Source organism: Rhizobium sp. F40D2, from assembly GCF_051810745.2.
In the GTDB taxonomy this organism is placed as follows: Bacteria; Pseudomonadota; Alphaproteobacteria; order Rhizobiales; family Rhizobiaceae; genus Rhizobium.
Genome location: NZ_JBPWQX020000002.1, coordinates 762,637 through 780,087 on the forward strand (window position 1 = coordinate 762,637; position 17,451 = coordinate 780,087).

General features: G+C 60.8%; 17 protein-coding genes and 2 pseudogenes. 2 read left to right on the plus strand and 17 right to left on the minus strand.

What is annotated here, in order from left to right; genetic code table 11:
• Window positions 1–2: 2 nt before the first annotated feature.
• Genes ACS4RS_RS28275 through ACS4RS_RS28295 form a run of 5 tightly spaced genes read right to left on the minus strand, consistent with a single transcriptional unit; the run spans window position 3 to window position 3,862 of the window.
• A complete protein-coding gene (locus ACS4RS_RS28275; protein ID WP_439012683.1) occupies window positions 3–839 on the minus strand; it encodes an ABC transporter substrate-binding protein in 837 nt (278 codons plus the stop codon).
• 32 nt (window positions 840–871) lie between these two features.
• A complete protein-coding gene (locus ACS4RS_RS28280) occupies window positions 872–1,636 on the minus strand; it encodes an ATP-binding cassette domain-containing protein (RefSeq protein WP_439012684.1) in 765 nt (254 codons plus the stop codon).
• Window positions 1,633–2,388, minus strand: coding sequence for an amino acid ABC transporter permease (locus ACS4RS_RS28285; RefSeq protein ID WP_449314061.1), 756 nt, complete (start codon window positions 2,386–2,388; stop codon window positions 1,633–1,635). The genes ACS4RS_RS28280 and ACS4RS_RS28285 overlap by 4 nt, the downstream gene beginning before the upstream one ends.
• On the minus strand, window positions 2,385–3,092 hold the full coding sequence (locus tag ACS4RS_RS28290; protein ID WP_116409558.1) for an amino acid ABC transporter permease: 708 nt from the start codon (window positions 3,090–3,092) through the stop codon (window positions 2,385–2,387). Before ACS4RS_RS28290 ends, ACS4RS_RS28285 begins: the two co-directional genes overlap by 4 nt.
• On the minus strand, window positions 3,089–3,862 hold the full coding sequence (locus ACS4RS_RS28295) for an SDR family oxidoreductase (RefSeq protein ID WP_449314062.1): 774 nt from the start codon (window positions 3,860–3,862) through the stop codon (window positions 3,089–3,091). Before ACS4RS_RS28295 ends, ACS4RS_RS28290 begins: the two co-directional genes overlap by 4 nt.
• Before the next feature lie 232 nt (window positions 3,863–4,094).
• On the opposite strand from ACS4RS_RS28295, the gene nac reads away from it, so the two are divergent.
• Entirely contained in the window at window positions 4,095–5,000 is a 906-nt protein-coding gene (gene nac / locus ACS4RS_RS28300; protein ID WP_439012685.1) for a nitrogen assimilation transcriptional regulator NAC, read from the plus strand.
• Between the two features lie 6 nt (window positions 5,001–5,006).
• Here nac and ACS4RS_RS28305 read toward each other — a convergent pair whose 3' ends face one another.
• The 11 genes and pseudogenes from ACS4RS_RS28305 to ACS4RS_RS28355 all read right to left on the minus strand — a co-directional run bounded on the left by ACS4RS_RS28305 (window position 5,007) and on the right by ACS4RS_RS28355 (window position 15,675).
• Window positions 5,007–6,209, minus strand: coding sequence for an aminotransferase class I/II-fold pyridoxal phosphate-dependent enzyme (locus tag ACS4RS_RS28305; protein WP_439012686.1), 1,203 nt, complete (start codon window positions 6,207–6,209; stop codon window positions 5,007–5,009).
• Between the two features lie 60 nt (window positions 6,210–6,269).
• Window positions 6,270–7,037 (minus strand): 5-oxoprolinase subunit PxpA, encoded by a 768-nt coding sequence (locus tag ACS4RS_RS28310; RefSeq protein ID WP_439012687.1) that lies wholly within the window; start codon window positions 7,035–7,037, stop codon window positions 6,270–6,272.
• A 142-nt stretch (window positions 7,038–7,179) separates the two neighbouring features.
• Window positions 7,180–8,175, minus strand: coding sequence for a 5-oxoprolinase/urea amidolyase family protein (locus tag ACS4RS_RS28315; RefSeq protein ID WP_439012688.1), 996 nt, complete (start codon window positions 8,173–8,175; stop codon window positions 7,180–7,182).
• Window positions 8,172–8,879, minus strand: coding sequence for a 5-oxoprolinase subunit PxpB (gene pxpB / locus ACS4RS_RS28320; protein ID WP_439012689.1), 708 nt, complete (start codon window positions 8,877–8,879; stop codon window positions 8,172–8,174). The genes ACS4RS_RS28315 and pxpB overlap by 4 nt, the downstream gene beginning before the upstream one ends.
• The gene (locus ACS4RS_RS28325; protein ID WP_449314063.1) at window positions 8,876–9,298 is read right to left on the minus strand and encodes an acetyl-CoA carboxylase biotin carboxyl carrier protein; all 423 of its coding nucleotides are present in this window, start codon (window positions 9,296–9,298) and stop codon (window positions 8,876–8,878) included. The genes pxpB and ACS4RS_RS28325 overlap by 4 nt, the downstream gene beginning before the upstream one ends.
• Window positions 9,295–10,689, minus strand: a complete 1,395-nt coding sequence (gene accC / locus ACS4RS_RS28330) for an acetyl-CoA carboxylase biotin carboxylase subunit (protein ID WP_439012690.1) — start codon at window positions 10,687–10,689, stop codon at window positions 9,295–9,297. The genes ACS4RS_RS28325 and accC overlap by 4 nt, the downstream gene beginning before the upstream one ends.
• Window positions 10,689–11,120 carry a biotin/lipoyl-containing protein gene (locus ACS4RS_RS28335; RefSeq protein WP_439012691.1) on the minus strand — a complete coding sequence of 144 codons (432 nt, stop codon included), beginning with the start codon at window positions 11,118–11,120 and terminating at the stop codon, window positions 10,689–10,691. The genes accC and ACS4RS_RS28335 overlap by 1 nt, the downstream gene beginning before the upstream one ends.
• A 246-nt stretch (window positions 11,121–11,366) precedes the next feature.
• Window positions 11,367–11,705 carry a hypothetical protein gene (locus ACS4RS_RS28340; RefSeq protein WP_439012692.1) on the minus strand — a complete coding sequence of 113 codons (339 nt, stop codon included), beginning with the start codon at window positions 11,703–11,705 and terminating at the stop codon, window positions 11,367–11,369.
• A gap of 33 nt (window positions 11,706–11,738) precedes the next feature.
• Window positions 11,739–12,341: a hypothetical protein gene (locus tag ACS4RS_RS28345; protein WP_439012693.1), complete on the minus strand. Its 603-nt coding sequence runs from the start codon at window positions 12,339–12,341 to the stop codon at window positions 11,739–11,741.
• An 8-nt stretch (window positions 12,342–12,349) separates the two neighbouring features.
• Window positions 12,350–13,683: pseudogene (locus ACS4RS_RS28350) on the minus strand (hypothetical protein).
• 117 nt (window positions 13,684–13,800) lie between these two features.
• Window positions 13,801–15,675, minus strand: a complete 1,875-nt coding sequence (locus ACS4RS_RS28355) for a TPR end-of-group domain-containing protein (protein ID WP_449314064.1) — start codon at window positions 15,673–15,675, stop codon at window positions 13,801–13,803.
• A 264-nt stretch (window positions 15,676–15,939) separates the two neighbouring features.
• Here ACS4RS_RS28355 and ACS4RS_RS28360 point away from each other — a divergent pair.
• Window positions 15,940–16,190: pseudogene (locus ACS4RS_RS28360) on the plus strand (type II toxin-antitoxin system prevent-host-death family antitoxin).
• Window positions 16,191–16,231: 41 nt separating this feature from the next.
• On the opposite strand, the gene ACS4RS_RS28365 reads toward ACS4RS_RS28360, so the two are convergent.
• Window positions 16,232–17,302 carry a substrate-binding domain-containing protein gene (locus tag ACS4RS_RS28365; protein ID WP_439012696.1) on the minus strand — a complete coding sequence of 357 codons (1,071 nt, stop codon included), beginning with the start codon at window positions 17,300–17,302 and terminating at the stop codon, window positions 16,232–16,234.
• Window positions 17,303–17,451 lie beyond the last annotated feature (149 nt).

The window sequence follows — 17,451 nt, forward strand, 5'->3', positions numbered from 1 at the left end:
CCTCACGGGATCGGGTCGAACTTCAGCTCGGTGAGCGGCACGACCTTATCGGTACGGGTCATCTTGTATTCGGTATTCGGGCCGAGCCACTTGTCCCAGATCTTGTTGATCTCGCCGGAGGTGTCGAGCTTGTGGAGGATTTCGTTGACCTTGGCGGTCAGGGCCGGCTGATCCTTGGCCATGCCGATGCCGATCGGCTGGTAGAGCATCGGCTCCTCGATCATCCGCATTTCCTTGCCCTTGCTCTTCGATTCGTTGACGAACTTGGTCGTCGTCATGGTGTTGGCGACCATGCCGCGCGCCTTGCCCTGCTGGACGGCGAGATAGGCAGAAGCAGTATCCTGGAATGTCAGCGGGTCGGATTTGTTGAGCTTGATCGACATCTCAGATGTCGAGCCCTTGGTCGAGGCGAGGCGCTGGCCGGCGTAATCGGCCTTCTGCTTGCCGGCATCGTCCGCCGGCACGATCAGCATTTCCTTGGCGAGGTAATAGGGATCGCTGAACTGGATCTGCTCGGCGCGGCTCAGCGTATAGGCAAGGTTGGCAACGGTGATGTCGACGCGGCCGAGCTTGACTTCGGGCACGCGCGCCTCGACGGAAACCGGCTTGATCTCGGCCTTGACGCCCAATTCCTTGGCGATGGCGCCGCAGAGATCGACGTCGAAACCGGCCATTTCGCGGGTCTTCGGATCCGGGGAAGCGAAGGGAGGAACGTCGGCGAAAGTCGCGCAGCGCAGGGTCTTTGCCGACATGATGGTGTCGAGCTGATCGGCTTTCGCGGGCAAGGCGGCCGCCAGGCCGGCAAACGCGACGGTGAGGCCTAGATATTTCCAGTTCATTGCTGTTCTCCTTTGTTTTTGGTGGTTGGGTATCAATGCCTGAGATCAGCGAGGAAACGCTGAGCCCGGGGATGGGTCGGATTGCTGAAGAAGTCCTCGGGGCTCGCCGTTTCGATGATCTGGCCGGCATCGATGAACCAGATCCGATCGGCGACATCGCGGGCGAAACCCATTTCGTGGGTGACGCAGAGCATCGTCATGCCTTCGGAGGCCAGGCTCTTCATGACGGCGAGCACTTCGCCGACCATTTCGGGATCGAGCGCGCTGGTCGGTTCGTCGAACAGCATCACCGGCGGTTCCATGGCAAGAGCCCGGGCGATCGCCACCCGCTGCTGCTGGCCGCCCGACAGCTGGCCGGGATAGGCGCGGGCCTTGTCGGCAAGGCCGACCCGGTCGAGAAGCTTGAACGCCTTTTCGTGCGCGACATCGGCCGCGACGCCCTTCACCCGGATCGGCGACATCGAGACGTTTTCGGCCACCGAGAGATGCGGAAACAGGTTGAAGTTCTGAAATACGAAGCCGATCCGGCTGCGCATCGCGTTGAGGGCCTTTGCCCGCATGGAGGCGTGAATGTTCTGCCCGTCGAGCGTGATCGATCCGCTGTTGATCTCCTCGAGGCGATTGATCGTGCGGATCAGCGTCGATTTCCCCGAACCGGACGGTCCGCAGATGACCACGACTTCGCCGCGGGCGACCTCAGCGTCGATGTCCTTCAGAACCGGATAGTCGCCATAGCTCTTGCAGACCTGCGAAAGCCGGATCATCTGCGATACCTGCGTTGAAACGGACATGGTCATAGCTGCTCCGATACGATTTTCGACGGCGTGACCACGGCGGCGGAGACGTTGAGAAGTCCCGCGCGCCGCCGCGTGATGCGCCGCTCGAGGCGATTTGCGAAGTAGGTCAGCGTCCAGCAGATGGCGAAGTAGACGATCGCCAGGATAAGGAAGACCTGGAAGGGCTGCGTCAGCAGCCGATTGTTGACCTGGCTTGCCGCAAAGGTCAGATCCGGCACGTTGATCACATAGCCGAGTGTCGTGTCCTTGATCGTCGAGACGAAGGTCGAGAGGATGCTCGGGATCATGTTATAGAGCGCCTGCGGCAGGATGATGTAGCGCATGGCGCCCAGGTAACCGTGGCCGAGCGCGCGTGCCGCATCCATCTGACCGGGACCGAGGGCGACGATGCCGGCACGAACGACTTCGCTGAGGAAGGCGCTTTGATAGACCACGAGCGTCGTCAGCATGGTGACGAAGCTCGGCACGTCGGCGCCGGTCAGCAGCGGAACCAGAAAGTAGCTCCACAGGATGAGCATCAGGAGCGGCACGCCTCGGGTGAAATAGACAAGGGCCGTGACCGGCCAGCGCAGCAGCGGCGACTTGGAAAGCCGCGCTAAGGCGAAGAGGATGCTGGCCGGAAAAGCGAGGGTGATGCTGAGCGCCGACAGGATCAGCGTATTGGCGAGCCCGCCGAGTGGTCCGTTCGGATATTGGCCGATCAAGAGCAGCAGCCAGTAGTCTCGGACGATGGCGATCATGTCCTGGATCATGCGCGCGCACTCCTGGCAGGATCGGCGCGCATCGAGAGGTAGGCGCCGATGCTCATGATCACGAGCGAGAAGAAGAGATAGAGAACCGTGCCGATCAGGTAGATCTCGAAGGTGCGGAAGCTGAGATTTTCGATTTCCTTGACGGCATGCGTCAGTTCCGACGCGCCGATGACGACGGCGAGACTGCTGTTCTTGAACAGGGAAACGCTGTGATTGATGAGCGGCGGCAGCGCGTTGCGCACCCCCTGCGGCATGATGACGAACCGCATCGCCGAGACATAACCGTGGCCGAGCGCCCGGGCTGCCTCCATCTGGCCGGGACCGACCGAGCGCACGCCCGAACGAAGATCTTCGCTGAAATAGGCTGCCTGGCAGAGGCCGAGCCCGATCACCGCGAAGATCGCCTCGGCATTGTGGCTGGCGAGCCATGTCGCCACCCCGTTCGGCATCAGGGTGAAAATCCCGAAATACCACAGCATGAGCTGAACCAGGGTGGGGACGTTGCGGTGATAGGATACGTAAGCGGCGACCAACGGATCGCCGAAGCGAAAGGGCGACAGGCGTATACCGAGCAGCAGCAGTGCCAGCGCCATCGCCAGCGACCAGGATCCGGCATAGATGATGAAGGTCATCTCGATGCCATGCAGCAGCATGGCGGCATAATCGGGATTTCCCAAAATTGCCGAAAGGTCGAAACCGCTCACGGCGTTGGCTCCCCGGATGGATCTGTCTTCGGCTGCGGCCTTGCGGTCTGCAGGCCGCCCATGACCTGCAACGTCGGCGTGATCTCCATATGTCCGATGTTGACGGCGACGGGAGCCGAGATGGCGAAGGCGATCGCGTCGGCGATATCGGTCGCTTCAGGCAGTTCGAAACCGTCGATGAACCGTTCCCGGATGCTGGGATCATTGCCGTGGACGTGATTGAAAATATCCGTGGCGACCCGGCCGGGGCAAATTTCGGTGACCCGCACCCGCTTGCCGAAAGCGTCGATGCGCAACTGGTTGGACAGCATCCTCACGCCGGCCTTGGTGGCGTGATAGGAGGAGTTGCCGCCGAAATTATAGGCGCCGGCGATCGACGAGATGTTGATGACGTGGCCGCGGTCGCGCGCCACCATACCCGGCACGACCAGGCGGCAGATGTGCAGAACCGCCCTGAGATTGACGTCGACGAGGAGATCGATATCGCCCTCGTCGGCTTCGAGGAACTTCTTCGGCCGGTCGACGCCGGCATTGTTGACGAGAATGTCGAATTCCACCTGACGCGCGAGTTCGGCGATCGCCGGCCGGTCGGTCACATCGATGGCGTGGGCGATGCAGCCCGTACGCTCGGCCAACTGCTGCAGGGCTTGGGCATTGCGGGCAACGGCATGGACCTCAATGTTCTCCCGGCGGAGCCGCTCAACCACGGCTGCGCCGATCCCGGAGGATGCGCCGGTCACCAGTGCGGTCTTGTAGTCGGAGAATGGCATTGTCGTTCCCTTGTTGTTGATGGAGACAGTAGCGAAGCTTCAACCCCTTGCCTAAGACCGATTATCTCTGGAGCAATAAGCAACGGTTATGGAGCAGGCGCGGTCTGCCGAAGAAGAGAAAGCGGCGATGCCGGTATGCTCTCGCGGCCTCGTTTCAGGCGGCCTCGCGTTGCAAAAGCAATGCGCCTCTGCAAACATGCCATCTGCAGATTAGAATGGTACCCCGATCCCCATGGACATCAGACGCCTCAAATCTTTCATCGTGATCGTCGACAGCGGCAGCATCACGCGAGCGGCGGATCTTTTGCATATCGCCCAGCCGGCTCTCAGCCAGCAGCTTGCGGCGCTGGAAGAACATTTCGGCCACAAGCTGCTGATCCGCAGCCAGCAGGGCGTTAGCATGACCGATGCCGGACATGCGGTATATCGCCATGCGCAGATCATCCTTCGGCAGATGGAGCAGGCGCAAGCCGATGCATCGGCAGCCGGCAATTCGCTTGCCGGGCGCGTGTCCGTCGGCCTCGTGCCGTTCAGCAGCGCGGCGACGCTCTCGGTCGATCTGCTGGCGGAAACCCGCAAACGGCATCCCGGTATTCTGCTGCATCTGACCGAAAGTGTCGGACAGACCTATAGCCAGATGATCATGAACGGCCGGCTGGAGATGGCGCTTCTGCATGGGACCGGGCCGATCAAGGGCGTGCGGTTCGAACCGATCCTCAGCGAAGAGTTTTTCCTGGTCGCCCATCGCGACTTTGCCATCGAAGCCGATGCGAAACCCGTTCCGGTCAACACGCTTGACGGAATACCGCTGCTCCTGCCGCCCGCCTATAATTTCGTCCGCCGCGCGGTCGATACCGCCTTTACCCGCACGCGCACCAATTTGAAGGTCGTGGCGGAAGTCGAAATCGTGCGCACGCTCGCCCGCGCGGTCGGCAGCGGTCTCGGCGCGACGATGATGCCGAAGGCCATCGCCGATCGCATCGTCTCGGAATCGAGCGAGCCGCTGATTTGCCGGCTCGTCTCGCCGCGGATCGAGGAAACCCTGTCGCTTTGCGTTTCCGACCAGAATCCCCTGTCGGAGCCGGCGCTTGCCGTCCGGGACATCCTTCTCGAACTGACGGCGCGGCTGAAGGGTTAAAATCGATCAGTGCATATCCTTGCAGAACTGGGCGATCCGCGCGCAGCCCTCGCCCAGTTTTTCCATGCTTGTCGCGTAGGAAATGCGAAAGAACGGGCTCATTCCGTAAGCAGCGCCTTGCACGGTCGCGACGTGATGCTCGTCCACCAACGCCATGACGAAATCGACGTCGGTCTCGATCTTGCGCCCGCCCTTGCTGGTCTTGCCGATTAGCCCGGATATGTTGGGATAGATATAGAAGGCGCCCTCGGGCCGATGGCAGCGCAGCCCTTCCACCTCCGACAATTTGTCGAGGACGAAGTCGCGTCTTTCCTTGTAGATCGCCGCACGCTCCTTCAGCAGGTCCTGAGGTCCGTCGAGCGCCGCGGTTGCCGCCGCCTGGGTAAGCGTCGCGATGCCGCCGCCGTTTTGGCCGTTGACGTTGCTGACGGCGGAGATCAGCTCTTTCGGCCCGGCGCAAAACCCGAGCCGCCAGCCGGTCATCGCGTAAGCCTTGGAGACGCCGTTCATCGTCAGGACGCGGTCGTACAGTCTCGGCTCGACTTCCGCGATCGTGCAGAACTGGAAGTCGTCATAGACGAGGTGCTCGTAGATGTCGTCGGTCATGATCCAGACATTGGGGTGGCGCAGCATGACTTCGACAATGGCGGCCATCTCCGCCCGGGAGCAGGCTGCCCCAGTCGGATTGTTCGGAAAATTCAGGAAGAGCCATTTGGTGCGCGGCGTGATCGCCGCCTCCAGATCTTCGGCGCGCAGCTTGAAGCCGGCCTGCTCGTGGCATGGGACCGGAACCGGGACGCCGCCGGCGAATTTGACGATGTCGGCATAGCTGACCCAGGAGGGCGTGGGGATGACGACCTCGTCGCCCGGATTGCAGGTTGCCAGCATGGCGTTGAAGATCACCTGCTTGCCGCCGGCCGAGACGACGATCTGGCTGGCGTCGTAGTCGAGATTGTTGTCGCGCTTGAACTTCCTGATGATGGCGGATTTGAGCGCCGGCGTGCCGTCCATCGGCGGATATTTCGTATCGCCGGCAAGCGCTGCGGCATGGGCCGCCTCGATCGCGTGTACCGGGGTGGGGAAATCCGGCTCGCCGGAGGAGAGGCTGACGACCTTGATCCCCTTGGCGGCCAATTCCCGGGCGCGCTGGGTCATGGCGGCGGAGGCGGATATGGATACATTTTTCAGGCGGTCTGCGATGACGGACATCGGCATGGTCCTTCGATAAGGGATTGAAGTGGTCGATCGCCGAAGGCGATCGGAATTGCGTCAGTCGGCGAGTTCGGCGGCGGGAGCGAGTGTCGCGCCCGTGGCTTCGATCTCGCCGCGCACGATGCCGGCAATCTCGAGGGCGCCTGGTGTATCGCTGTGAACGAGGATGGAGCGCGCCGGCATGGCGATCACGGCGCCGTCGATGGTCTCGACGCTTCCGTCGAGGAGGAATTTTCGAACACGGGCGCGCACCGAGGCTTCATCCTTGATGACCGCACCCGGCAGGCCGCGCGTGACAAGCCTGCCGTGGGCGTCATAGGCCCGGTCGGCAAGGAAAAGCGCCAGTGTCTTCAGGCGGGCGCGTTTCGCCGCCTGCTCAATCTCGCTGCCTGACGTGACGAAGACGACGAGATTGGCGTCGACGGTGGCGATCGCATCCATCATCAGGTTGGCCAGCAGAGGATCGCGGTTGACCATATTGCCCATGGCCGCATGGAAGCTGATATGGGAGACGGCGACGCGCTCGGCTCTGGCGATCGCCACAAGGGCGCCGAGCTGGTAGAGCATCTGCTGGCGAAGCTCGTCTGCCTGAAAGGGTATTTCGCGCCGGCCGAAACCCAGCCGGTCGGGCAGGCCGGGATGGGCGCCGATGCCGACGCCGTTCAGTTTCGCCAGCCGCACCATGCGCCCCATCGTATCCGGGTCGCCGCCGTGGAAACCGCAGGCGATATTGGCCGACGAGACGATTTTCATCATCGCTTCGTCGTCGCACAGCCGGTAGGGACCAAATCCTTCGCCCATGTCGGAATTCAGATCGATCTTCATCAGTTCCTCCTTTTGACGGCCGCTCTCTGCTGGCACGATCTAAAGCGTGTCGCGATCTTTCAGATTCCGCTTGTCACGCTTTAGGTCTTTGTTTGCGCATGTCTTTATCGCAAAACCGCTGCACACTTTTGCGAGACATGCTCTAGACCATCGCCTTCAGGGCGCGCTTGACCATGAGAGATGTCTGCCTGACATCCTCGACATAGCGGGCGACGGCCTGTTCGACCGCGCGCGCTTCCGCATGCGTCGACCGGACGAATTTCAGGCGGGCGCCGATGCGGGCCTGCCCGAGCCGCCAGAGGTCGCACTCGATCACGCCGGCAATCTTCGGATATCCGCCGGCGGTGTTCGCTTCGCTCATCTGCACGATCGGTTCGCCGCCCGGCGGAACTTGAATGACGCCGGGCACGACGCCATGGGAGCGCATCTCGATGGAGGCGGTCGGCGTGATCGACTCGCCGGACAGGCGGTAACCCGTCCGGTCGCTGCGGGAGGAAATCCTCCAGGTCTGGCTCCAGAAGGCTTCGCCGTCTCCGGTGAAAAGATCATGCTCGCCGGCAGGCAGGGCGCGGATCGGCAAGGCGCCGTCGACGGGTCCCGGGAACACCTCGCGCAGCGCCACCGCCGGCTCGACGACGGCGAGGCCCATGGCCGGCAGCATGGCGATCTCCGCGTCCTCGCCGACTGCGATCCGATCGCCCTTCGCCAGAGGCCGGCCGGCATTGCCGCCGAAGCCGCCGCGCAGCGACGTGCTTCGCGACCCCATGACAACAGGAATGTCCAGCCCGCCTCCGACCGAAATATAGGAGCGCGCCAGCCGCGGGGGCTGCTGCAACTGGAGAACCTGTCCGGGCTCTGCCGTATGGGCGCACCAGGGAATGAGTTCCGATCCGTCGAGATTGATATGGCCGTCGGCGCCGGTCACGGCAAAGACGGTGCGCCGCTCGAAACGTACGCTGAACGGAAAGGTCTGCACTTCGATCACAGCCGCATTCTCGTCATTGCCGACGAGAATATTGCCGATCCTGAGCGCAAATGGGTCCATCGCGCCGCTCGCCGATACGCCGATGTCGCGATAGCCGGGACGTCCGAGATCCTGCACCGTGTTGAAAGGGCCGCTTTCGCAAATCTCGATCATAGCTCGATCCTTGCCGGCAGGAACCGCACCGTATCTCCGGGTGCCATCATCGCGGGGGTCGGCGAGGTTGGGTCGAACATGTCAAGCGTCGCGAAACCGATGGAGTTCCAGCCATTCGGGCCGGTCAGCATGGCGACGCCGGTCTGCATGCCGCCGATGGTCACGCAGCCCTTCGCCATCTTCAGCGACGGCACGGTCTTTCGCGGCATATAGATGCGCGGATCGAGGCCATGCAGATAGCCGAAACCTGGCGCGCTGCCCAAGGCGAAGACACGATAGGTGGCTTCATGATGGATGCGGACGACTTCGCGGTCGCTTAAGCCCGAGAGATCGCAAAGAGCCGGAAGATCGGTCGCATGTTCGCCGCCGTAATGGACGGGGATCTCGATGGTCTTGCCGTCGAGATCGATGCTCTGCGCATTCTCCCATGCCTCCAGCAGCCGGGCGACCACCGCATCGGGATCTTCGGGCGTCTCCTTGAAGATCACCAGCAGGTTGGTCATCCCGGGAATATTTTCGGCAAGGTCACTCCAGCCTCTCACCGTCTGGGACAGTGCCCAGATCCGCCGCTGCGCGATGAGATCGAAATCGCCTGGCGCCTCGAGCAGAAAGGATCTGGCGCCGATCGAGGAAACCCGCGCCCGGCTTTGGGTGGCCGGAACGATTTCGTGTTGCGAGGCATGTCTGTTCGTCGTGACGATCATGATGGCAGCTCGATTTCGAACAGAGGGTCGCCGAAGCCGACCAGCACGCCGGGCTCGGCGAGCAGCCTGGTCAAAACACCGGAACGGCCGGCGCGAAGGGGAAGCAGCACATGCCCCACCCTGACGAAGCCGAGGATGTCGGCCGCGGATACGGAGCGCGGCAGAGTTTGGGGCGTGACTGCGGCCGGATGTTCGGCGCAGAAATGCCCCGCCAGCGGCGCCTTCACGACTTCAGGTGCAGAACCCGAAGCGCGGGGTGTGGCTTCGCTCGAACCGATCCGGGCGCCGCCCTCCCCTGAAATGACGATGCGGATCTGCCCGTCCGGCCGCGAGATTTCGAGGCCTGCCACTCCGGCGGCCGTCAGCGCGTCGGTGAGGAATGCAATCGTTGCGGGATCGCTGAAATCGGTGGCACTCATGCCGCCGTCCTCCTCAGCTTCAGCCATTGCTCGAGATAGTGGATATCGGTCTCACCGCGCGCGAATGCGTGGTCCTCGAACAGGGCGCGCAGGAAGGGGACATTGGTGGCGATGCCCTCGATCTCGATGCCGGCAAGCGCCTCGCACATTCTGGCCATCGCTTTCGCACGCGTCGGTGCGTGGACGATCAGCTTGGCGATCAGCGAGTCGTAATAGGGCGAGACCCTGTAACCGGGATGAATATGCGTATCGACCCGGATGCCCGGCCCCTGCGGCAAAGCCAGATGCGTGATGACACCTGCCGACGGCAGGAAGGTGTCGGGATCCTCGGCGTTGATCCGGCATTCAAACGAGTGGCCTTCGCAGGTGACATCGCCCTGGGCGAGATCCAGAACGTCGCCCTGGGCCGCCTTTATCTGCGCCTGGACGATATCGACCCCGCTCGTCAGTTCGGTGACGGGATGCTCGACCTGAAGCCGCGTGTTCATTTCGATGAAATAGAAAGCGCCGTCCTCATAGAGGAATTCGAAGGTGCCGACGCCGCGGTAGCCGATCTGGCGGCAGGCCTGCACGCAGGCCATGCCGACCGGTTGGATGATGTCGGGCGCGATCCCGGGCGCCGGCGCCTCTTCCACCACTTTCTGATGGCGGCGCTGCATCGAGCAATCCCGATGTCCGAGCCACACGGCATTGCCGTGATCGTCGCAAATGACCTGGATCTCGATATGGCGCGGATGCTCTAAGAATTTCTCCATGTAGAGCGCGGGCGAGCCGAAGGCCTTGCGCGCCTCTTCCCGTGTCAACGCAATCGCTTCATGCAGCTGATCGGCCTTTAGCACGACGCGCATGCCGCGCCCGCCACCGCCGCCTGACGCCTTGACGATGACGGGATAGCCGATCTCCAGCGCAATGCGCTCGATTGCGGCCGGGTCGTCGGGCAGCGCGCTGTCGGGACCGGGAACGCAGGGAACGCCTGCCGCCATCATCGCCCGCTTTGCCGCGATCTTGTCGCCCATGGTCGCGATCGATGAAGCCGTCGGGCCGATGAAGGTGAGCCCGGCCTTTTCGACGGCATCGGCGAATGCAGCGTTCTCAGACAGAAAGCCGTAACCGGGATGGACGGCGCCCGCGCCGGTCAGGCGGGCGGCGAGAAGAATGGCATCCTGATTGAGATAGCTCCTGCACGCAGCCGACGGGCCGATGCAGAGAAAATGGTCGGCGGTCTTGGTGTAGGGCGCCTGCCGGTCCGCCTCGGAGCAGATGGCGACCGTCTTCAAGCCGAGTTCGCGGCAGGCGCGCTCTATCCGGGCGGCGATCTCGCCGCGATTGGCGATGAGGACGGTGTCGAAACGGCGCCCTGAAGCGGCAGATTGCTCAGATGTTTCCGGCATCAGGCGATCTCCGCCAGCAGGTTGCCGGTCTCGACCTCGCCATTGTCGATATCGGTCAGGTGGATGATGCGCCCGGACCGCGGCGCAGCGATCGTGTTGAAGACCTTCATCGCCTCGATGATGAAAAGGGTTTGCCCCTCTTCCACCGCATCGCCGATCGCGACGAATGGCGGCTCGCCGGGTGCCGACGCCCGGTGCAGAACGCCGAAGACGGGCGCCCTCACCGCGTGGGAGGTTTTGTTGGCGCTCGAAGGCGGATCGGAGACGAGGCCTATGGTCGATTCCGGTTTTTGCCAGGACTCGGCAGAACCTGACTCTCCCGGCGACGTGCGGAAAATCCGAACCGTCACGTCCTTTTCGGTTACGGTCAGCTCGGTAATATTCGATCGTCCGACAAAGTCGATCAGCGTCTTGATCTTCGAGAGGTCCATGTGGGTGCTCGGAATTTCAAATTCCACCGCGTAGACCTGAAGTTTCAGATCGCCCGGTGTCGTGATTTTCGTAGCACGACGTATGGGCTGATGGGGTCAGACGAAGTTTTGATGGAGCGCAATCGGCGCCCCATCGGGACATGTCACCGGACGGCCCGGATTGCAGCCAGCGACGGACTGCGCATGAGGATAGCGGCCGGCCAAGTCATGGACCATCGTCTCGGTTTGATGTGAGCTCTCCAACAATCAGACGATCAAAAATCCTTGGATGGCGCTCTTTTGTCCATTCAGTTTTATCACAACCCACAAGGGTGGGTCGGGTGGCTTTTTGGTAGTATCGGTAAGCTTGGCGCCAAGCGCCGGTTTGGCGACGACGGGCCATACCTTGTCAGTGCTCGTAGCCGAATCATCTGGGACTACTTCGACGTCAACTCTGTCGCTGCCGTCCTCCTTAGTAGAAACATATACCTCCACACCTTCACCAAAGCCGTGGCCGATGAGTGTAAACGGCGTCCGTATGCGTAACGGAGCTTGCACCGGCTTGGGGTCCAAACGCACAATTTCGAGAGTGGTTTTCGCGGCCATGATAGCCTCCCTGGTCCATCCTTATCCGTAAAATTAGTCACCGTCGCCCGATCTGCGCGGGATGAATCCGCCTGATCTCGACATCACACCGCCGGAGCGGGACAAGGCACCGCCCGATCGGGACAATCCGCCGCTCGCCATTCCTCGAGGATCAGCCGTGGCCTCGGCCGAAAGCAGGATTTGCTCAAGGGTTCCCGTTTGGGCGTCAAGCCTCATCGAGATATCGTCCTTGTCATAGATCCAGACCTTCATATCCCTGGCGAGAGCTCCGATTTGGGAGCCGAGGCCTGTTCGTGCACTCGAACCTGGGGACCGAGACAGCCTGTCGTATTCGATGTCACCATCGACGTTCCGCGGAGGGGGATCGTCGGGATTCAGGCCGCTGCCGTGGACAACGAAAATAGCCGGTGGGCTCAGTTCAACGAAAGTTCCCTCGAAAGAGAAAGCATAGATCTGCGCGAGAGTCGCTTCGTTCGCGCTGAGCTGGCCCCTCAGAAAACTGTTCGCGCCTAACGGATTTCCGATCAGGGGCTGATAAACGTCGCCTCTCAGAAGAAGGTCACTAAGTTCGCGCCCGAAGAGATACACCGCTGATACACCTAATAAGGTTTCGTTGTCTGCCACGTCCGCCTCCATCTATCTGGTTATTGACCGATGCCTGATCTCGACAGCAAAACTTTCTCGCGAAAGGTCATTTTTGGAAGCTCCAGATAATCTATCGGCAGCAACGTCCGCGCAGAGTGGACGTGACTGTGATGCTCGCCGCCTTTGATGTGCGGGCCAGCGTGCATCTCACCAATCGCCCGTCGCCTGAAGTTCCTGTTGATGATCCGTGCGAACTGACCGCCACTTTCGTCCTGATCAATCGCAAGCATCGTTCTCGCGGCGTCGCCGTAATCGAGAAAGTCGGGAGCGAGAGCCCACAAGGTTTCCGCCAGATACGTTCCGACGATATCGCGGGCGTCGAGCAGTGCTTCGACAAACCCATGTGAGTCCCGCGCGAAAGCACGGTCGAAAGCATGCTGAACCGGCGCCTCGGCAGTCGGATCGAACTCGGCTATATCTGCCAGATCTTCTACCGCATGGGAGATCAAGCCGCGCGCCACCAGGCTCTCATGAAAGATGTCGACGAGGATGTCGAATATCGCACCGGTCAGCGGTTGCGAGAGTTCATGTTCGTTCTTCCACCCCGACGCGCAAACTCGGCCATCGTCCGTTTATTGTTTGCCGAGCGTATCTGGCGATGCGGCGAAAATTCCGAAAAGCGTGACAGGCGGTTTGCCCGGTAGAGGTTCCCGCGCGTCTCCGCGAGAACATTGTCGATCACGGACGGAAAATGCATGGCGGCGATCAGCGACACGCAGTCGGAGAAGGCCTCCTGAAAACCAAGATATTCGGGATACTCAGCTTCGGGGTGCGGCACGCCCAAAACGCTGAAGATGATTGCGTGCCCCACCTCATGCGCGATGACGTCGAAATCCAGGCTGAAAGGAAGGACGCGGCCGTCGCTCTCGAACTGGCTGCCGACTTCGAGGAAACCATAGCCATACTGTGCGTTGTCCCAGCGCCGCAGAATCGAGATCTCCAGACGGTCATAATGATCACGAAAATGCCAGGTGAGCCGCTGGCCGAGATAGCGCTCCCACACATCCAGTGTGAACCGCACGCATCCAAAAACATGCGCGGCTTCGAAGCCAGCCATCGAAGGTCGGAGATAGTCGAAATTGCCGCACGCGTCGGGGGTGGCGGGCTCAAGGATTTTCCCGGTCCAGGGCGGCAGATAAATGTAAGGCGTTCCGAGCGGCCCGCGGTTCACACCGTAAGGACCGGTCTTGCCGACCGGCTCCACGACGAACATGCGATCATCGGCCGGGCCGGCTGTCACGCTACCCAACGGAGGCGAAACTTTGACGATCTCGGGACTAGACCGGGGATCTTCAAATGGAGGCTGTACAAAAAGTCTGAACCGGGTGCCCATCCGCTCCCCCCTCAAAAGACTTTTATGCTGCCAGTTTAAGTTGACGATCGGCGCTCGTGAGAATTTTAGCAAGTAGTAAAATAGAATTAGAAGCAGCCTGCAATAATGTACGGGGCGTTATTCTGACAGTTCAACCAAGCCTAGATAGCGGGGGTGACTGCAGATCGGATCGAGGTCGGAATCGTTCTTGAACCACAGCCGCATCTCGATGCCGACCTGAGGCATCCAGACCTCGAGCAAGTCTATCGCTCGCTCAATCTCGCCAAGCAGTGCATAAGTGCAAGCCGCGTTGTACTGAATGTTGATATCGTCCGGATCCGTCGCCAGAGAACGAGCCAACCACTCCAGAGCCTGATCGCGGACACCGAGAAAGGCCAGCGCCGTCGCTCCCAGGCAGGCAACATTGGCATTCTCCGGATGTAGTCGCAGTTCTTCCTCCGCCTTTTTCAACGCGATCCGCGCATAGCTGCTGGCCTTGTCTATTTGCCCGAGCGAACGAAGGACGTTCACAAGCATGATCGGCGCACCATAATCGGCAGGCTTGATTTCCATCGCACGCTGGAAGTGCGTAGCTGCGAGTTCGAATTGACCTTCGGTGACGCAGAATTCGGCATAGTACCGATTTGCCTCGTGGCAATTGGCGTCGAGCGACAAAGCCTGCTCGAATGCAGAAACTGCCTCGGTGCGTTTGCCGGCCACCGCCAACGCAAATCCCTTGGCCGCATGGGCCTCCGCCAGATTGGGATCGATAATGAGCGCCATCGTCGTATTCGCCAGAATGTCCTCCACCGGGATCTCGGTGCCGAACTGGGACCGCAGGCGCGCATCGCAAACCGCGATTCCCGCATAGGCGCGGGCATAATTGGGATCCAATTCGATGGCTCGGGCGAAGCTCTGCCTGGCCATCAGATGGTTCGAGCGCGAGGCGATATGGTAGTATTCCCGCCCTCTGAGGAAGTGCGTATAAGCTTCGACACTCTCTGTCGGCGCTTGCTCGATTGCCTCCTTTTCCTCCGGGAGCAGCTTGACCTTTAGTTGCTCGACAATTGCCTTGGTGATCTCGTCCTGCACTTCGAAGATATCGGTGAGGTCGCGGTCGTAACGCGCGGCCCAGACGTGACCGTCGCTAGCTGCGTCGATCAATTCGGCATTGATCCTCACATGGTTGCCGGCCTTGCGGACGCTGCCCTCTACGACATAGGCAACCCCGAGCTCCCTGGCGATGCGCTGCAGGTTCTCGCTGCGGCCTTTCCATGTGAAGACGGTGTTGCGGCTCAGGACAAACAGGCCTGAAACATTCGATAGATCAGTGATGATGTCCTCGGTGATGCCGTCGCTGAAAAACTCCTGGGCGGGATCGTCGCTTATGTTGGCAAAGGGCAGGATTGCTACGGATGGCTTGTTGAGGGGCGCCTGCGTGTGGCCGTTTGTGGCAAGCGGCACGCCTTCACCGGAGGCAACATTGCCCCAATCGGCAAAATAGACGTGCACCGGACGGGAGATGTTCTTGACGGTCTTTTCGCCCTGGTCTGCGAAATCGAGGCCGAGCTTGTTTGCGACTTCGTGGCGCACGGCGGCCGAACAGGCAATACCCCCAGGCGCCGCAAGGGCTTGCAGCCGGACCGCCACATTGATGCCGTCCCCATGAAAGTCGTCCTCGTCGAAGACGATGTCGCCCAGATTTAAGCCTATTCGGAACGCAAAATGCCTGTCCGCAGGAATGCCGATGTTGCGCTCCAGCATGCCGCGCTGGATCTCGACCGCACAACGTGCAGCACTCAGCACGCTGCCGAACTCGACCAGGAAACCGTCGCCCATTATCTTGATGATATGCCCGCCATGGGTTGCGACGGCAGGATCGAAGAGCTCCCGGCGATGTTGCCGAAGGGCGTTGAGCGTCTCCTCTTCGTTTGCTTCCAAAAGACGGCTGTAGCCCACCACATCGGCAGCCAAGATGGCCGACAGCCGACGTTCAAGAAGCTCTGCACACATGCCCGTCTCCCCAACGTGCTGGTGGCAATATAGTTAATTCTAGAAGCTAGCCGGTAATGTTGCCGGACGATTGTATTACTGACAACTAAAATCTCCCTCTCGGCTGTAAGAACTCCCGGAGCCGCAAGGTCACGGCAAGGCCGGCGATGCCATGGGGTCAAAGATATGGCTGATGCTGTCGATGAAGGAATTCAACCAAGGAACAATGCTTATTCTGACGGCTGACAGTGTTACACGTAGGTAAATATCGACATGAGGCATGCCATGACCATTACCACGCTTACCAGCCGTGAATTCAATCACGGTATCAACAGTGCGAAAGCTGCAAGAAAAGGGCCGGTCACCATCACTGACCGCGGCAAACTTCCCATGTCCTTCTGACATATGAGGAGTTTCAGCGTCTTTCCGGCAAGCGCAAAAGCCTGGTCGACGGACTTTCCATGCCCGGCCTATCGGAGACTGACTTCATGCCAACGCGAGCCGAGATCAAGATCCGCGGAGTTGACCTGTCTTGAGCGGCGTTTCTATCTGGGATGCGCGGCCGGTTCCGGCCTCGTCAGCTCTTCGGAGGGGCGACGCTCTCTCGCAAGATGAGCTTGCTGCGGATGATGGTGCGCACGGAGGCCGGGTTTTGCCGCTGACCGATGGCGTCGAGCAGAAGTTCCACGGCGGCCCGGCCCATCTCTTCCACCGGCTGTTCGATCGTTGAGAGCGGCGGCGCGGAGAATTCGCAGACCGGGGAGCCGTCGAAGGAGACGACGGATAGATCGTCGGGAATGCTCAAGCCTGCGCGCTTGATGCGGCTGACGAATGAAATGGCCATGTCATCGCTGGTGGCGATGACCGCCGTCGGCTTTTCGGCCAACTCCGCGAAATCGTCTGCCGCCTGCACGCCGATATCGAAACCGTGCTGATAATCGAGGCGACCACCCGAGCGATGCACGGACTCCTTTGGTAAGCCGGCTGCCTGAAGCGCCTCGAGCACGCCGCCATAACGCTCGACGTCGTGATAGTTGCCTTCAGGTCCGGCAAGATAGAAGAACCGCCGATGGCCGAGCCGGATCAGTTCGGCGGTGACATCGCGCACAGCTTCGCGGTCGTTGGTCACGACGCTCTGCAGGCCTGCATCGCTCATGTCGAGCAGCATCGAAACGATCGGCAGGCCGGAATTTGCCAGCGAGCGCCCATCGACCTCCGGAAGCTTCGACGACAGAATAATGGCGCCGCGGACGCTGCCGCCGAAGGCGAGATCGAGAATGTGCCGCTCGGAAATCTCGTCGCGATCGAGGTTGGCGATCATCAGATTGTAGCCGCCCTGGATCAGCGATTTGTTGATGCTCTGCAGGACCTGCGGAATGATCTGGGAGACGCCGTAATAAAGCGATCCCGGCAGAATGATCATGATGATGTTGGATTTGCCGACCCTCAGGCCACGCGCCATCGCATTCGGCGTATAGCCGAGCTGCTTGGCCGCCGCGTTGATCTTGGCGCGTGTCTTTTCGTTGACCCGCCCCGGGTTGGCGAGCGCACGGCTGACCGTCGATATCGCAACGCCGGCGAGCCGCGCGACATCGGCCATCAGCGCGCCCGATTGATCCTCGCCGACCACATCATTGTTTTTATTCACGTTTATTTTGTTCCCACGGATGCTTCGATTTGCAACTTTAAGACAGGCAGTGGACGATAGCAAACGTTTGCCAAAAAACGCTTGCCAAAAAAACCAGCTTGGCTATCATCTTCGCATGGCAAACGATTGCCATTTCTTAATGCGTTGAA

Coding starts and splice junctions, on each gene's coding strand:
- ACS4RS_RS28275 (WP_439012683.1), bottom strand. CDS start 839: ATGAACTGGAAATATCTAGGCCTCACCGTCGCGTTTGCCGGCCTGGCG.
- ACS4RS_RS28280 (WP_439012684.1), bottom strand. CDS start 1,636: ATGACCATGTCCGTTTCAACGCAGGTATCGCAGATGATCCGGCTTTCG.
- ACS4RS_RS28285 (WP_449314061.1), bottom strand. CDS start 2,388: ATGATCCAGGACATGATCGCCATCGTCCGAGACTACTGGCTGCTGCTC.
- ACS4RS_RS28295 (WP_449314062.1), bottom strand. CDS start 3,862: ATGCCATTCTCCGACTACAAGACCGCACTGGTGACCGGCGCATCCTCC.
- nac (WP_439012685.1), top strand. CDS start 4,095: ATGGACATCAGACGCCTCAAATCTTTCATCGTGATCGTCGACAGCGGC.
- ACS4RS_RS28305 (WP_439012686.1), bottom strand. CDS start 6,209: ATGTCCGTCATCGCAGACCGCCTGAAAAATGTATCCATATCCGCCTCC.
- ACS4RS_RS28310 (WP_439012687.1), bottom strand. CDS start 7,037: ATGAAGATCGATCTGAATTCCGACATGGGCGAAGGATTTGGTCCCTAC.
- ACS4RS_RS28315 (WP_439012688.1), bottom strand. CDS start 8,175: ATGATCGAGATTTGCGAAAGCGGCCCTTTCAACACGGTGCAGGATCTC.
- pxpB (WP_439012689.1), bottom strand. CDS start 8,879: ATGATCGTCACGACGAACAGACATGCCTCGCAACACGAAATCGTTCCG.
- ACS4RS_RS28325 (WP_449314063.1), bottom strand. CDS start 9,298: ATGAGTGCCACCGATTTCAGCGATCCCGCAACGATTGCATTCCTCACC.
- accC (WP_439012690.1), bottom strand. CDS start 10,689: ATGCCGGAAACATCTGAGCAATCTGCCGCTTCAGGGCGCCGTTTCGAC.
- ACS4RS_RS28335 (WP_439012691.1), bottom strand. CDS start 11,120: ATGGACCTCTCGAAGATCAAGACGCTGATCGACTTTGTCGGACGATCG.
- ACS4RS_RS28340 (WP_439012692.1), bottom strand. CDS start 11,705: ATGGCCGCGAAAACCACTCTCGAAATTGTGCGTTTGGACCCCAAGCCG.
- ACS4RS_RS28345 (WP_439012693.1), bottom strand. CDS start 12,341: ATGGAGGCGGACGTGGCAGACAACGAAACCTTATTAGGTGTATCAGCG.
- ACS4RS_RS28355 (WP_449314064.1), bottom strand. CDS start 15,675: ATGTGTGCAGAGCTTCTTGAACGTCGGCTGTCGGCCATCTTGGCTGCC.